Source organism: Streptomyces sp. NPDC001194, from assembly GCF_042896985.1.
Lineage (GTDB): Bacteria > Actinomycetota > Actinomycetes > Streptomycetales > Streptomycetaceae > Streptomyces.
In genome coordinates, this window is the sequence record NZ_JBIAXU010000004.1 from 403,856 (window position 1) to 418,184 (window position 14,329).

13 protein-coding genes and 1 tRNA gene are annotated in these 14,329 nt (G+C 73.1%); 6 read left to right on the forward strand and 8 right to left on the reverse strand.

The window, feature by feature from the left end; all coding sequences use genetic code 11:
- Window position 1 precedes the first annotated feature (1 nt).
- Both ACFY1T_RS13270 and ACFY1T_RS13275 read left to right on the forward strand, forming a co-directional pair.
- Window positions 2-997, forward strand: coding sequence for an aldo/keto reductase (locus ACFY1T_RS13270; RefSeq protein WP_030860313.1), 996 nt, complete (start codon window positions 2-4; stop codon window positions 995-997).
- Entirely contained in the window at window positions 994-3,294 is a 2,301-nt protein-coding gene (locus ACFY1T_RS13275) for a helix-hairpin-helix domain-containing protein (protein WP_390788214.1), read from the forward strand. The genes ACFY1T_RS13270 and ACFY1T_RS13275 overlap by 4 nt, the downstream gene beginning before the upstream one ends.
- A gap of 89 nt (window positions 3,295-3,383) precedes the next feature.
- On the opposite strand, the gene ACFY1T_RS13280 is transcribed toward ACFY1T_RS13275, so the two are convergent.
- A complete protein-coding gene (locus ACFY1T_RS13280) occupies window positions 3,384-4,055 on the reverse strand; it encodes a hypothetical protein (protein ID WP_030860317.1) in 672 nt (223 codons plus the stop codon).
- 47 nt (window positions 4,056-4,102) lie between these two features.
- Between ACFY1T_RS13280 and ACFY1T_RS13285 the strand changes: the two genes are divergently transcribed.
- A complete protein-coding gene (locus tag ACFY1T_RS13285; RefSeq protein ID WP_030860319.1) occupies window positions 4,103-4,291 on the forward strand; it encodes a DUF5703 family protein in 189 nt (62 codons plus the stop codon).
- Window positions 4,292-4,351: 60 nt separating this feature from the next.
- Here the strand turns inward: ACFY1T_RS13285 and ACFY1T_RS13290 are convergent, their stop codons facing one another.
- The 3 genes from ACFY1T_RS13290 to ACFY1T_RS13300 form a co-directional block, all read right to left on the reverse strand.
- Entirely contained in the window at window positions 4,352-5,182 is an 831-nt protein-coding gene (locus ACFY1T_RS13290; protein WP_390788215.1) for a chaplin family protein, read from the reverse strand.
- Between the two features lie 98 nt (window positions 5,183-5,280).
- Entirely contained in the window at window positions 5,281-5,514 is a 234-nt protein-coding gene (gene chpH / locus ACFY1T_RS13295) for a chaplin ChpH (RefSeq protein WP_030860321.1), read from the reverse strand.
- Between the two features lie 130 nt (window positions 5,515-5,644).
- Window positions 5,645-6,970, reverse strand: coding sequence for a M20/M25/M40 family metallo-hydrolase (locus tag ACFY1T_RS13300; protein WP_390788216.1), 1,326 nt, complete (start codon window positions 6,968-6,970; stop codon window positions 5,645-5,647).
- Between the two features lie 168 nt (window positions 6,971-7,138).
- Here ACFY1T_RS13300 and ACFY1T_RS13305 point away from each other — a divergent pair.
- Together ACFY1T_RS13305 and ACFY1T_RS13310 are read left to right on the forward strand one after the other, a co-directional pair.
- Window positions 7,139-7,223, forward strand: a tRNA-Leu gene (locus ACFY1T_RS13305).
- A 73-nt stretch (window positions 7,224-7,296) separates the two neighbouring features.
- Window positions 7,297-7,656, forward strand: a complete 360-nt coding sequence (locus tag ACFY1T_RS13310) for a zinc ribbon domain-containing protein YjdM (protein ID WP_390788217.1) — start codon at window positions 7,297-7,299, stop codon at window positions 7,654-7,656.
- Between the two features lie 82 nt (window positions 7,657-7,738).
- Here ACFY1T_RS13310 and ACFY1T_RS13315 read toward each other — a convergent pair whose 3' ends face one another.
- The 3 genes from ACFY1T_RS13315 to ACFY1T_RS13325 all read right to left on the reverse strand — a co-directional run bounded on the left by ACFY1T_RS13315 (window position 7,739) and on the right by ACFY1T_RS13325 (window position 11,983).
- A complete protein-coding gene (locus tag ACFY1T_RS13315; RefSeq protein WP_390788218.1) occupies window positions 7,739-9,175 on the reverse strand; it encodes an amino acid permease in 1,437 nt (478 codons plus the stop codon).
- A gap of 232 nt (window positions 9,176-9,407) precedes the next feature.
- Window positions 9,408-10,952, reverse strand: a complete 1,545-nt coding sequence (locus ACFY1T_RS13320) for an APC family permease (protein ID WP_390788219.1) — start codon at window positions 10,950-10,952, stop codon at window positions 9,408-9,410.
- A gap of 83 nt (window positions 10,953-11,035) precedes the next feature.
- Window positions 11,036-11,983, reverse strand: a complete 948-nt coding sequence (locus ACFY1T_RS13325) for a hypothetical protein (RefSeq protein ID WP_390788220.1) — start codon at window positions 11,981-11,983, stop codon at window positions 11,036-11,038.
- Window positions 11,984-12,177: 194 nt separating this feature from the next.
- Between ACFY1T_RS13325 and ACFY1T_RS13330 the strand changes: the two genes are divergently transcribed.
- A complete protein-coding gene (locus tag ACFY1T_RS13330) occupies window positions 12,178-12,609 on the forward strand; it encodes an ASCH domain-containing protein (protein ID WP_390788221.1) in 432 nt (143 codons plus the stop codon).
- A gap of 5 nt (window positions 12,610-12,614) precedes the next feature.
- Here ACFY1T_RS13330 and ACFY1T_RS13335 read toward each other — a convergent pair whose 3' ends face one another.
- A complete protein-coding gene (locus ACFY1T_RS13335) occupies window positions 12,615-14,270 on the reverse strand; it encodes an FAD-binding dehydrogenase (RefSeq protein ID WP_390788222.1) in 1,656 nt (551 codons plus the stop codon).
- Between the last annotated feature and the right edge of the window lie 59 nt (window positions 14,271-14,329).

Consider the following 14,329-nt stretch of genomic DNA (forward strand, 5'->3'; position numbering starts at 1 on the left):
CATGGAGCAGAGGCATCTCGGCCGCACCGGACTGCGCGTGTCCCGGATCGGCCTCGGCACCCTGACCTGGGGCCGTTCCGCGGAGGGCCCGGACGAGTCGGGCGCTGCCGAGCAGTTGAAGACGTTCTGGGAGGCGGGCGGGACGCTCGTCGACACCGCCGACGTGTACGGGGGCGGTGAGGCGGAGTACCTGCTGGGGCAGTTGATCGACGGGCTGGTCCCGCGCCGTGACCTGGTGATCGCGACGAAGTCGGGCTCGGTCCGGGCCGCCGACCGCCGGGTCGACGGCTCGCGCGGGCACCTCCTGGCCGCGCTGGACGATTCGCTGTCCCGGCTCGGCACGGACCACGTCGACCTGTGGCAGGTGCACGCGTTCGACCCCACGACCCCGCTGGAGGAGACCCTCCACGCGCTGGACCTGGCGGTGAGCAGCGGCCGGGCCCGGTACGCGGGCGTGGCGGGCTTCTCGGGCTGGCAGCTGGCCAAGGCGGCGACGTGGCAGCTGGCGGCGCCGGGGGCGCGGACGCGACTGGCATCGGCCCAGATGGAGTACTCGCTGCTCCAGCGGGGCGTGGAGCGCGAGGTGCTGCCCGCGGCCCTGGACCTGGGTGTCGGGCTGCTCCCCTCCTCCCCGCTGGGCCGCGGCGTCCTGACGGGCAAGTACCGCGACGGTACGACCCCGGCCGACTCCCGGGCCGCCTCCCCGACCATGGCCGGCTTCGTGGACCCGTACCTGGACGAGGCGGCGGGCGGGATCGTGGACGCGGTGGCGACGGCGGCCCAGGGGCTGGCGGTGACGCCGCTGCAGGTGGCCCTGGCCTGGATCAGGGACCGGCCCGGGGTGGTCGCGCCGATCGTGGGCGCGCGGACGTCCGCGCAGCTCAGCGAGGCGTTGTCGGTGGAGCCGCTTACCCTTCCGGAGGAGATCTGCCGGGCGCTGGACGATGTGTCGGCGCCCGTGCACCGCTACCCCGACCACGACTGGAGCACGCTGTGAGCACGGACCGCCAAGCCGCGCAAGCCGCTTCCGCGGCCCCCACGCCCGCCCCCGACCCGGATCCGGTGGAGCCGCCGGGCGCCGAGGGCTCCCCCTCCGGCGAAGCCGGGAGCACGGGAGCGGCGGAGCCGCAGGGCGCCGGCGAAGCCGGGCGTCGTACGGAGCCCCCGCTTTCGGAGACGGGGGCGGGAGAGAACCCCGCAGGGACCGGGACGGACGAGGGGGCCGCCGACCCCGGTGCGGTCGCGGCCGAGGCGCCGGAGGATGGGGCCGGCGCGGCGCGGGAAGCCGCGGAGCCCGCGGTTCCGGGCGGCTCGGACGAGGCCGCGGCCCCCGGCGGTTCCGCCGAGGCCGCGCAGCCGGTGGTCAGCGAGGCCGCCGCCGAGTTGGCCGCGCAGAAGGTGGAGCGGGAGCGCATCGCCCGCCGCAAGGCGGAGCGGCAGGGGCCCGTGGAGGCCGGGGCCAAGCTCAGTGGCAGGGCCGCCGACCTGCTGGCCGCCGTACGGGCCGTGGAGAGCGGGGAGAAGCCCTCGCCCGTGTACTTCGACGAGGCTCCCACCGCCCCCCGCCGGGCCCCGGAGGCCCCCGCCGCGCCCCGTACGCCCCGGCCCGCGGCCGCGGCGCCGGCTCCGACCGCCGCCGGGGTCGAGGGCGTGCGCGCCGTGCTCGCCCGCGGCGGCGCCCCCGAGGCACTGGCCCTCCCCGCCGCCACCGCCCTCGGCGAGGACGCCGCCGAGCAGCTCGCCCACGACCCCTGGCGGCTCCTGGCCGTCGCCGGAGTGCGCCCCACCCAGGCCGACGGCTTCGGCCGCGCCCTGCTCGGCCAGGACGCCGGTCCCGGGGACGAGCGGCGGGCCGCCGCGCTCCTCGGCTGGCTGCTGGAGCAGGCCGCGCTCAAGGGGCACACCGCCCTCGAGGCACCGACCCTCGAAGCCGCCCTCGCCCAGTACGGCGTCCCGGATCCCGCCGAGTCGCTGGAGCAGGCCATCGGCGAGGGCGCCGTCCTCGTCTTCCAGGAGCCGCTCGGCCCGCCCGCCGCCGAGGGCGAGGAGCAGCCCGTCCGCGTGCTTGTCGGCCTGGAGGGCTACGCGCTGGCCGAGGAGAGCCTGGCCGACGGCCTGGCCCGGCTGGCCAACACCTTCGCAGACCCGGCGGACTGGGAGAAGGCCGCCACCGCCGGCCCCGGCGCCGACCTGATCCGCGCCGTCTCGGGCCACGGCCTGGTCACCCACACCGGCGGGGAGGCCGCCCGCGCCGAACCGCTGGCCCTGCTGGCCGCCGCCCGCGACCAGGGCCTGCGCGTCTGCCTGGCCGCCCACACCCCGGCGCACGGCGCCGTCACCGTCGCGGACCTGCTCTCCGGCGCCGCCGGGCCCGGCCGGGACGCGGACGGGCAGTTCGCCGTGGACCTGCTCGTGGTCCTCGACGCCCCGCAGCTGGACGTGGAGACCGCCGCCGCGCTCGTCGAGTCCGTTCCCGACGGGGCCCGCCTGGTGCTCTCCGGGGACCCCGGCGTCCTCGGATCCGCCGGACCCGGGCGGGTGTTCGCCGATGTCCTGGCGGCCCGAGCCTGTCCGCAGCTGGTCTCCCGCACCCCCGACCCCGGCCCGATCGGCGAACTCGTCTCGGGCATCGGCATCGGCGAGCTCCACCAGGTCGACGCCCCCGGCAAGGAGGTCGTCATCGTCCCGGTGCAGGCCGCCGGGGAGGCCGTCCACCGCGCCGTGCAGCTGGTGGCCGAGTCCGTACCGCGCGCCTTCGGGATCCCGGCCGACGCGGTCCAGGTCATCACCCCGGGCCACGGCGGCCCGGCGGGTACGAGGGCGCTGAACGCTGCCCTCAAGGAGCGGCTGAACCCGGGCCCCGGCCGGTTCGGCGGCTTCGACCCCGGCGACCGCGTCGTGCACGTGCCCTCGCCCGGGCGGGCCGTCCCGGCCCGGGTGGTGTCGGCCGACGCGCAGGGGCTGCACCTGGACGCGGCCGGCGCGCCGATCGTCGTGGCGAAGGAGCGGGTGGAGTCACAGGTGCGGCACGGCTGGGCGGTCACGGCGCACCAGGCCGTCGGCGCGCGCTGGCCGGCCGCGGTCGTCGTACTGCCCAAGGACGCCGAGCAGGCGCTCTCCCGGGACTGGGTGTACACGGCGTTCGGGCGGGCGGAGCGGCACCTGTCCGTGGTGCACGGCGTCGACCAGGCGCTGCCGCAGGCGGTCGCCGGGGTGCTGCCGAAGCCGCGTACGACCCGGCTGACCGGCCTGCTGCGGGCCCTCGTGGCGGCGGCGCGGGAGCAGCCGGAGTGACACCGCAGTGATCTTGGAGTGAACCCGTGCGCACCGCGGCCCCCGCCCTTCCCGGACGGGGGCCGCGGTGTCGTGTGCGCGGGACGGGGTCAGGCGGGGGCCAGACCGGGCCGGGCCGCCCGGCCGCCCGCGTCCTCTTCCTCGTCCCCGTCGAACCCGTCGGTCTCCTCGTCGAAGACGGAGCTGACGTCGAACCGGTGCAGTACGTCCTGCGGATCGGTGTGCCCGAAGGGCGAGCCCAGCCACTCCCCCGGCTCCGTCACCTCCTCCGAGGCCGCGATCCAGAGCGTGGAGTCCCCCTCCTCCAGACCGAACTCCTTGTAGCGGGAGGCGATCTCGTCGGGCTCGTACTCCCCGAAGAGCACGCCCAGCGCACCGGCGGTGCCGCCGTCGAGGGCGAGCTCGGCCTCGCGGTCGTGCGCGGCGACGCGCTCGGCCTGGGCGATCAGCCTCGGCGGTTCGACGACGGCGTAGTCACGGCGGATGAGCACGCTGAAGGCCGCGGGCTCCGCCGGGCCGGTGTACGGGACACCGTCCTCGGGCGTGGGGATCTCGAACGGGGTGACCTCGTCGTAGCGGTCGTAGAGGAGTTCGTCGTACTCCTCGGCGGCGGCGGCGAGTTCGTTGAAGGCGGCGTAGACGGCCGGGTCCTCGTCCCCGATCCTGCTCTCGACCGCGGCGAGGTGGCGGTCGAGCGCGGCCTTGACCGCCTCGGCGGCGGCGCGTACCTCGGCAACACTGGGCAGAGCGGCATCAGACATAGTGCAGACGCTATCCGTAGCAGGGCTCTGCCCGCACAATAGATGCGATGCCGGAATACGAATTTGTCGACGTGTACGTGCCCCGCGGTGTGCCCCGCAAGGAGGCGACCCGCCTGCTCACCGACCATGCCGAGTACGGGAACTGGGAGATCGACCGGCTGGCCCTGTACCGGGACGGCAGCCGCCGGGTACGGCTGCGCCGGAGGATCATCCGTCAGGTCCGCGCCACCTGGTGACGCGGGACGGGTGACGCGGGCCCCGGATCGGGGCCCGCGCCGTACGGCCGCCGACGCCGGTCAGGCGGCGTTGCGGGCGCGCCGGTAGAGCACGGCGCCCGCGAGCAGCGTGCCCGCGGCGAGCGGAAGGCCCACGCCGAGGACGTCTCCCGCGCCGGTGGCGGCGAGTCCCGCCTGCCGGGCCGGCGCGATCCCCTGGCCGGGGTGGGTGACGGGCGTGAGACCGCCCGCGCCGGCCCCGGTGGGCGTACCCGGAGTGCCGGGGGTACCCGGGTTGCCGGGCTGGCCCGGGTTGCCGGGGGTTCCGGGGTTGCCGGGAGTTCCCGGGTTGCCGGGGGTTCCGGGGTTGCCGGGCTGGCCCGGAGTGCCCGGGGTTCCGGGGTTGCCGGGGGTACCCGGGTTGCCGGGCTGGCCCGGAGTGCCGGGGGTTCCGGGGTTGCCGGGGGTTCCGGGGTTGCCGGGCTGGCCCGGAGTGCCGGGGTTGCCCGGAGTGCCGGGCGTACCCGGGTTGCCGGGGTGGCCCGGGTGGTGCGGTTCGTCCTCGTCGCACGGCTCGTCCGGCTCATCGGGCTCGGCCGGGTGGCCGGGGTTGCCCGGGTGGCCCGGGTGCCCCGGGTGACCGGGGTGGTTCGGCGTGGCCGAGTCGTTGGAACACCGGTTCCCGAAGGCCGGGTTGAGCAGCCCCACCACCGAGATGGTGTTGCCGCAGATGTTCACCGGAGCATCCACGGGTACGTGGTCGGAGTTCCCGGACGCCACGCCCGGAGAGTTCACGGCATGGCCGGACGTGCCGGAGTCCGCGTGTGCGTAACCCCCACCCAGCGCGAGCACACCCCCCGCCGCCGCCATGGTGATCAGGGTCTTCCTGGTGACCGCTGCCTGTCGTCGCATTGCGTTTGTCCCCCTGCGATGTACGAACGGCCGGGCCTCGAAAGCCCGGCGGCCCCGGAGCGCTGGAATGCGCTCCGGGGCCCAAGACTTCAGAAGCGTCAGGCGTTGACGCAGGTGTTGCCGAAGGCCGGGTTCAGCAGGCCGATGACGTTGATCGTGTTACCGCAGACGTTCACGGGAACGTGGACCGGGACCTGGACGACGTTGCCGGACAGGACACCCGGGGAGCCGATGGCCGCACCCTGGGCACCCGCGTCGGCCTGGGCCAGGCCCGCACCCGCGAGAACCAGACCACCGGTGGCAGCCGCAGCGGCGACAACCTTCTTGAACATTGTTCCTCCTAGTTGGCAATTGCGGTCCCAGCCGCGGACCGCACCACCTGTAACGAGGAGGCATCACCAGGGCTACGAGCGTATGAGTGCATTCACTCTTCCCAGTGAGAAACGCACACCTTCCCGATTCTCAGCAGTTGTCGATGAATCGGTCCAGGACGCGCACGCCGAACTTCAGCCCGTCGACCGGCACCCGCTCGTCCACTCCGTGGAACATCCCGGCGAAGTCCAGCTCCGGCGGCAGCTGCAGCGGGGCGAACCCGAAGCAGCGGATGCCGAGGTCGTCGAAGGACTTCGCGTCCGTGCCGCCGGAGAGCATGTACGGGACCGCCCGCGCGATCGGGTCCTCGGCCTTGAGGGCGCCCTGCATCGCGTCGACGAGCTTCCCGTCGAAGTCCGTCTCCAGCGCCCTGTCCCCGTGCACGTCCTCGTACTTCACGCGCGGCCCGAGGATCCGGTCGAGGTCGGCGAAGAACTCGTCCTCGTAGCCGGGCAGGAAGCGGCCGTCGACGTGCGCGGTGGCCTGGCCGGGGATGACGTTGACCTTGTAGCCGGCGCCGAGCATGGTCGGGGCGGCCGAGTTGCGCAGGGTCGCGCCGACCATCTTGGCGATGCCGCCGAGCTTGGCGAGGGTCGCGTCCATGTCGTCCGGGTCGAGCGGGGTGCCGAGCGCGTCCGAGAGCTCGTCCAGGAAGCTCCGTACGGTCTTGGTGACCCTCACCGGCCACTGGTGGCGGCCGAGGCGGCCCACGGCCTCGCACAGCTCCGTGATGGCGTTGTCGTTGTTCGTCATCGATCCGTGGCCCGCGGTGCCCTCCACCGTGAGCCGCATCCAGTGCATGCCCTTCTGGGCGGTCTCCACGAGGTACAGCCGCAGGTTCTCGTTGACGGTGAACGAGAAGCCGCCGACCTCGCCGATCGCCTCGGTGACCCCCTCGAAGAGCCCGGGGTGCTTGTCCACGAGGTGCCGGGCGCCGAACACGCCGCCCGCCTCCTCGTCCGCGAGGAAGGCCAGCACGATGTCCCGCGGGGGCTTGCGGCCGCTGCGCAGGCGGTCGCGCACGACGGCCAGCGTCATCGCGTCCATGTCCTTCATGTCGACGGCGCCGCGGCCCCACACGCAGCCGTCGGCGATCTCGCCCGAGAAGGGGTCGTGCGTCCAGTCGGCCGCGTTGGCCGGGACCACGTCGGTGTGCCCGTGGATCAGCAGGGCCGGCCGCGACGGGTCCTCCCCCTCGATGCGCGCGACGGTCGAGGCGCGCCCCTTGTGGGACTCGAAGATCTGCGGCTCCAGCCCGACCTCGGCGAGCTTCTCCGCGACCCACTCGGCCGCCTTGCGCTCCCCGGGACCGGAGTGGTCCCCGTAGTTGCTGGTGTCGATCCGGATGAGGTCCCGGCAGAGGTCGACGACCTCGTCCTCGCCCGAGACGGTCCTGCCCGCGCTCGACTCGCTCACGCTGCTTCCTCCCACTGATCGGTACCCACTGCCTCCCCATCCTCCCGCTTCGCCCCGCTCTCCCCAAGGGCGATCCTCGGCCGCGGGGGGTGTGATCGAGGACCCCGGAATGTTTGGTAATGTTTTCCACGTCGGAACGGCCCGCGAGGGACGCGAGACAGACACCTTGTCCGGGTGGCGGAATGGCAGACGCGCTAGCTTGAGGTGCTAGTGCCCTTTATCGGGCGTGGGGGTTCAAGTCCCCCCTCGGACACAGAGCGAGAACCCCACTTCGGTGGGGTTCTTCGCGTTGTCCGGCCTGTTCCCGCTGCGGCTACCCTGAAGCCGTGATCGAGAACCTTCCCCCTTGCCCGAAATGCTCCTGTGAGTACACCTACGAGATGAACGCCCTCGTGGTGTGCCCCGAGTGCGGCCACGAATGGGTTCCCGCCGAGGGCGGTGCGCAGGCCGGGGAGGGTTCCGGCGCGAAGGTCGTCAAGGACGCCGTGGGGAACGTGCTCGGCGACGGCGACAGCGTGACCGTGGTCAAGGCGCTCAAGGTCAAGGGCAGCCCGTCCGGGATCAAGGCGGGCACGAAGGTGCGCAACATCCGGCTCGTCGACGGTGTGGACGGCCACGACATCGACTGCAGGATCGAGGGCTTCGGCGCCATGCAGCTGAAGTCGAGCGTGGTCAAGAAGGCCTGACCCAAGGCCGCACGGCACAGCAGAAGGACCCCGCCCTCGGGCGGGGTCCTTCTGCGTACGGCGGGAGTCCGGGGCCGGCCGGTCAGCGGTTCGCGGCGATCTCCGCCACGCGGCGGCGGACCAGGAACCAGCCGCCGACGAGGGCGGCCCCGATGACGGGGACGCACAGGACCGTGGTGCGGCCGACGCCGCCGTCGCACCACATCAGGACCAGCACGGCGACCAGGAACGCCAGCGTGACGATCTGCGTGTACGGGGCCCAGGGCAGGCGGTAGGACGGGCGCTCCAGGCTGCCCTCCTGCGCGCGGCGCCAGAAGAAGAGCGAGCAGATCATGACCATCGCCCAGGTGCCGAGGATGCCCAGCGAGGCGAAGTTCAGGACGAGCTCGAAGGCGTCCTTCGGCATCAGGTAGTTCAGGCCGACGCCGGCGAGGCCGAAGGCGGCGGTGAAGAGCACGCCGCCGTAGGGGACCTTGCCCTTGTTCATGCGGGCGGTGAACTTCGGCGCGGAGCCGGACATGGCCATCGAGCGCAGGATGCGGCCGGTGGAGTAGAGCCCGGAGTTCAGGCTGGAGAGCGCGGCGGTCAGGACGACCAGGTTCATGACGCCGGCGGCGCCGGGGACGCCGAGCTTGTCGAAGACGGTGACGAAGGGGCTCTGGTCCGAGGAGTACGAGGTGTACGGGAGCAGCAGCGCGAGCAGGATCACCGAGCCGACGTAGAAGAGGCCGACGCGCCACATGATCGAGTTGATCGCCTTCGGCATGATCTTCTCGGGGTTCTCGGTCTCGCCCGCGGCGACTCCGCACAGCTCGACGGAGGCGTAGGCGAAGACCACGCCCTGGAGCAGCAGGAGCATCGGGAGCATGCCGGACGGGAAGATGCCGCCGTTGTCGGTGATGGAGGACAGGCCCGGGGTGTGGCCGTCGATCGGGTGGCTGGTGGCGACCAGGTAGATGCCGACGAGCAGGAAGATGCCCAGGGCGGCGACCTTGACCAGGGAGAACCAGAACTCCATCTCGCCGAAGTACTTCACCGAGATCAGGTTCGCGGTGAGGACCACGGCGAGGGCGATCAGGGCGAGGACCCACTGCGGGACGCTGGTGAACATGGACCAGAAGTGCGCGTAGGTCGCGGCGGCGGTGATGTCGGCCACGGTGGTCGTGGACCAGTTCAGGAAGTACAGCCAGCCGGCTGTGTAGGCGCCCTTCTCCCCCATGAACTCGCGCGCGTAGGAGACGAACGCGCCGGAGGAGGGGCGGTAGAGCACGAGCTCGCCGAGGGCCCGGACGACGAAGAAGGCGAAGATGCCGCACACCGCGTAGGCGATCGCGAGGGAGGGGCCCGCGTTGGCGAGCCGGCCGCCGGCGCCCAGGAACAGGCCGGTGCCTATCGCCCCGCCGATCGCGATCATGTTGATGTGGCGGGACTTGAGGTCCTTGCTGTACCCCTCGTCACCGGCGTCGACGTGGCGGGAGGACGCCGGGGCCGGGGCCTCGGTCAAGGTGCGGTCACTCATGTAGGACTTCGCCTTCGTGGGTGGGACAGGCAGACCCGGACCGCCGTGCAGGGGAGCTGGGTGGTGTCACCTGTGCGGGGTTCCGGTGGTTTTTGTCGCCCCAGGAGACCATGAGCCCCGGCCATGGCCAAAACCCGGCCTCCCCACGCAGAAACCCCCGGCGACCATGGAAACGGGTGCCGGGGGCAACACATGTGCTGGAAAGCGAGGCAGCGGCTCGCTGCGGCCGACCTCAGGCGCGGGGGTCGGCCTCCGCGGCCTGGTCGAGGCGGAAGGCCTCGTTGCCGAGGCCGATGCGGGCGTGCACCTCGGGGCGGCGGCTGCGCAGGACGGCCCCGTACAGCAGTCCGCCCGCGGCGGCGGCGCCGATGATCCCGGGCAGGACCCAGCTGAGCGCGGAGCCCTTCTCGGCGGCGACCAGGACGTCGAAGTCCTTCACCGTGTAGACGGCGATGGCGAGCAGGGCGATCCCGGCGGCGCCGGCCGCGACGAGCCGCCGGATCTGGGCGCCGGCGGTGCCGCGGCGGACGAAGAAGGCGATGACGGCGAAGGAGGCCGCGGCCATGAGGAGGGTCACGCCGAGGGCGCCGACGTTGCCCATCCAGGTGAACAGGTGCAGGACGGGCGTGGTGGGGTCCCCGGCCGGCTTGTCGTCGGTGACGGCGAAGGCCAGGACGACGAGGACGGAGACGACGGTCTGCAGGAGCGAGCCGGTGGCGGGGGCGCCGGTGCCCGCGTTGGTCCGTCCGAAGGCGGCCGGGAGCAGGCCCTCGCGGCCCATGGCGAAGGCGTAGCGGGCCACCACGTTGTGGAAGCTGAGCATGGCGGCGAACATTCCGGTCACGAAGAGGACGTGCAGGACGTCGGTGAAGGTGGCGCCGAGGCGGTCCCCGGTGAGCTGGAAGAGCAGGCCGGGCCCGGCTTCGGCGGAGCTCTTGACGACCTCGGAGGGGCCGGTGGCGACGGTGAGGGCCCAGGCGCTGAACGCGAAGAAGAGCGCGACGAAGCCGACGGCCAGGAACATGACGCGGGAGACGACGATGTGGGGCTTGCTGGTCTCCTCGGCGTAGACCGGGGACTGCTCGAAGCCGACGAAGGCGGCGATGCAGAAGCACAGGGCCGTGCCGAGGCCGGGGCCGCTCAGGGTCTCGGGGTTGAAGGCGTGCAGCGAGATGCCTTCGGCGGCGGGCTTGGCGAGGGCCGCGACGTCGAAGATGACGACGAGGACGACCTCGATGAGGAGGAGGACGCCGAGGACCTTGGCGTTGAGGTCGATCTTGAGCCAGCCGAGCGCGCCGGTGAGGGCGACGGCCGCCAGGGCCGGTATCCACCAGGCGAGGTCGATCTGGAGGTAGGTGGCGAAGAGGCCGGAGACCTCGAAGCCGAGGATGCCGTAGACGCCGACCTGCATGGCGCTGTACGCGACGAGGGCGACGAGGGAGGCGCCCGCGCCCGCGGTGGGGCCGAGGCCGCGGGCGATGTACGCGTAGAAGGCGCCCGCGTTGTGGACGTGCCGGCTCATCTCGGCGTAGCCGACGCCGAAGAGCGCGAGCACGACGCCGAGGATCACGAACAGCAGGGGCTGGCCGACGATGCCCATGACGCCGAAGGTGGTGGGCATCACGCCGGCGACCACCATCAGGGGCGCGCTGGCGGCGAGTACGGAGAGCAGCAGTCCGGCGGTGCCGAGGCGGTCGGCGCGCAGGGCGCGGTCCTGGCCCTTGTAGGTGCGGATCTCGGGCGCGGTGCCGAGCGTGGTGGATCTGCCCGTCGCCATGGCGGGTCCTTTCGGGGAAGGTCCGGGGGAAGGTCGTGCGGGGCGGGGTGCGGTCGAGCGGGGTGCTGTTCCGCCCCGCCGCTTCAGGCCGTGCCGAGCGCGGCGCTGCGGGCGGCGAGGAAGGCCTTGTGCGGGTCGAGGTCCGGGTAGGACCAGGGGGCGGGGGTGGCATGGCTGCCGATGCGGTGGAAGAGTGCGGCGGCCTCGGCCGGGCGGCCCTCGCAGAGCTTGGCGTGGGCCAGGAAGTTGAGGTCGACGCGGTTGCGGGGGTGGTCCTCCCGCTCCCACTCCAGCCACCAGTCGAAGGCGGAGCGGAGCACCTGGCGGGCCCGGCGGCTCGACCAGTGGGCGGCGGCCCCGTCGGGGGTGCGGCCCCGGGTGGCGGCGAGCACCCGGTAGCGCTCGGCGTGGGCGATGACCGGGAGGACGGCGAGGGGGGAGTCGGCCGGGGACTCCTCGGCGGCCCAGGCGGCGAAGTCGTAGACCTCGTGGAGCGGGTCCTGGCCTGCGGCGGGGGTGTGCTCGGCCAGTTTGGCGACCATCAGGTGGTGGGCGTGGTGGTGCTCGCGGTGGCGGGCCCGGACCTGGTCGAAGTGGCGGCTGAACTCCTCCCCGGTGCCGAAGGCACGGGTGAGCATGAGCAGCCCCAGCCAGGGGGTGGGGTCGGCGGGGAGCAGGGCGGCGGCCCGGCGGCAGGCCTCCTCGGCGGCTTCGGGGGTGCCCTTGCGGCGCAGGGCGGTGAAGACGGCGGCGCAGGCGAGCAGGGTGGCGGCGTCGGGGCTCTCGGGCTCGGCGAGCAGCCATTCGCGGGCCCAGGCGGTGGCGGCCGGGGTCTCGGCGAGCACGACGAGGCGGTGGCCGCGGCGGTCCCAGTCGTCGCCTGTGGTGACGAGGAGGGAGCGGGCCTTGGCCCACCGGCCCTGGGTGAACTGGGCTCGTACGTCGACCAGCTCGGTGTCGCACAGGGCCGGGTCGAAGAGCTGGGCGTCCCGCTTGCGGGCGCGGCCGAGGGGCGGCGGAGGCGGGGACATCCGCGGGTTTCCCTCCAGAACACGGGCGCGGGCGGACGGTTTGGCTGGATGATCACGCACAGCAAACCGGTACGCACAGCTCCGCGTCAAGGTCCAGTCCACTGCGTGGCGCGTTTCAACTGGTGGAAAGATGAGGACAGTTGGCGCGATTCAACTCGTTCGCGGCCACCGGGCGGCGACTTTAGGCTGGGCGCATGACGAGCTACGAGGATCTTCCGCCCGCCCTGTTCGCCTTTCCCGGCCCCCTGCGCGACTCCTTGTTGGCAGCGGTGCTCAGCGGGGAGAAGACCTCCACCACGGGGTTGCTGACCGAGTACGAGGCCGTGGGCGACCCGCTGCCGGTGGTGGGCGAGCGGATGGCGGTCATGGACTCGGCCGAGCGTCCGGTGGCCGTCCTCGAGGTGACGGACGTACGGGTGCTGCCGCTCGCCGAGGTGGACCTCGCGCACGCGCTGGACGAGGGCGAGGGGTACCAGTCCGTGGCCGAATGGCGCGCTGCGCACGAGCGGTACTGGCACGGTCCGCAGATCCGGGAGGTGCTCGGCGACCCGGAGTTCACGGTGGCCGACGACACGCTGGTCGTCGCGGAACGCTTCCGGGTCGTCGAGGTCCTCCCGACCCCCTGAGGGGGTCAGCCCACCGCCTTGGCGGCGGAGCGGCCGGCGGCGCGGCCCGAGAAGATGCAGCCGCCCAGGAAGGTGCCCTCCAGCGCGCGGTAGCCGTGGACCCCGCCGCCGCCGAAACCGGCCGCCTCGCCCGCCGCGTACAGGCCGGGCAGCGGCTCGCCCGACCCGGTGAGGACACGGGACGACAGGTCGGTCTCCAGGCCGCCCAGGGACTTGCGGGTCAGAATGGAGAGCCGTACGGCGATCAGCGGACCCGCCTTCGGGTCGAGGATCCGGTGCGGGGCGGCGGTGCGGATCAGCTTGTCGCCGAGGTACTTGCGGGCGCCGTGGATGGCCGTCACCTGGAGGTCCTTGGTGAAGGGGTTGGCGATCTCCCGGTCGCGGGCCACGACCTCCCGGCGGACGGTCTCCTCGTCGAGCAGGTCCTCCTCGGTGACCGCGTTCATGCCGCGCACCAGCGAGGCGAGATCGCGTTCGACGACGAAGTCCGCACCGTGTTCCATGAAGGCCTTCACCGGTCCCGGTACGGCCTGGCGCGCCCGGTCGATGACGTCGCGCACCGACTTGCCGGTCAGGTCCGGGTTCTGCTCGGAGCCGGAGAGGCCGAACTCCTTGCCGATGATGCGCTGGTTGAGCACGAACCAGGTGTGGTCGTGGCCGGTCTTCATGATGTGGTCGAGGGTGCCGAGGGTGTCGAACCCGGGGAAGAGCGGTACGGGCAGCCGCTTGCCGGTGGCGTCGAGCCAGAGCGAGGACGGTCCGGGCAGGATGCGGATGCCGTGCCCGGCCCAGATCGGGTCCCAGTTCTCGATGCCCTCGGTGTAGTGCCACATCCGGTCCTTGTTGATGTGGCTGGCCCCGGCCTCCTCCGCTATGCCGAGCATCAGGCCGTCCACGTGCGCCGGGACTCCGGTGAGCATCCGCCGCGGCGGGGCGGCGAGCCGCTCGGGCCACTGCGCGCGCACGAGGTCGTGGTTGCCGCCGATGCCGCCGCTGGTCACGATCACCGCCTGGGCCCGCAGGGAGAACGTCCCGGCGGCCTCGCGGCCGCTCGCGGTGCCCCGTACGGCGTCGGAGGGCTCGAGGATCTCGCCGGTCACGGTGTCCAGGACGCCGGCCGTCCGGGCGAGCCCGGTGACCCGGTGGCGGAAGCCGAGCCGGACCAGGCCGCGGGCCACCCCGGCGCGGACCCGCCGCTCGAAGGGGGCGACGAGGCCGGGTCCGGTGCCCCAGGTGATGTGGAAGCGGGGTACGGAGTTGCCGTGGCCGTTGGCGTCGTAGCCGCCGCGTTCGGCCCAGCCGACCACCGGGAAGAAGCGGACGCCCCGGGCGTGCAGCCAGGGCCGCTTCTCGCCGGCCGCGAAGTCGACGTACGCCTCGGCCCAGCGGCGCGGCCAGGCGTCCTCCTCGCGGTCGAAGCCGGCGGTGCCGCGCCAGTCCTGGAGGGCGAGCTCGCGGCTGTCCTTGATCCGCATCCGCCGCTGTTCGGGCGAGTCGACGAAGAACAGCCCGCCGAAGGACCAGTGCGCCTGTCCGCCGATCGACTGCTCGGGCTCCTGGTCGAGCAGGATGACCTTGCGGCCCGCGTCGACGAGCTCGGCGGTGGCCACGAGGCCGGCGAGCCCCGCCCCGATCACGATCACGTCTGCGTCGTACGTCATGGCGAACCCGTCCTCCGGTCGGTGGTGGGGCAGATCCTTGGCTACGGAGCGGTAACCAG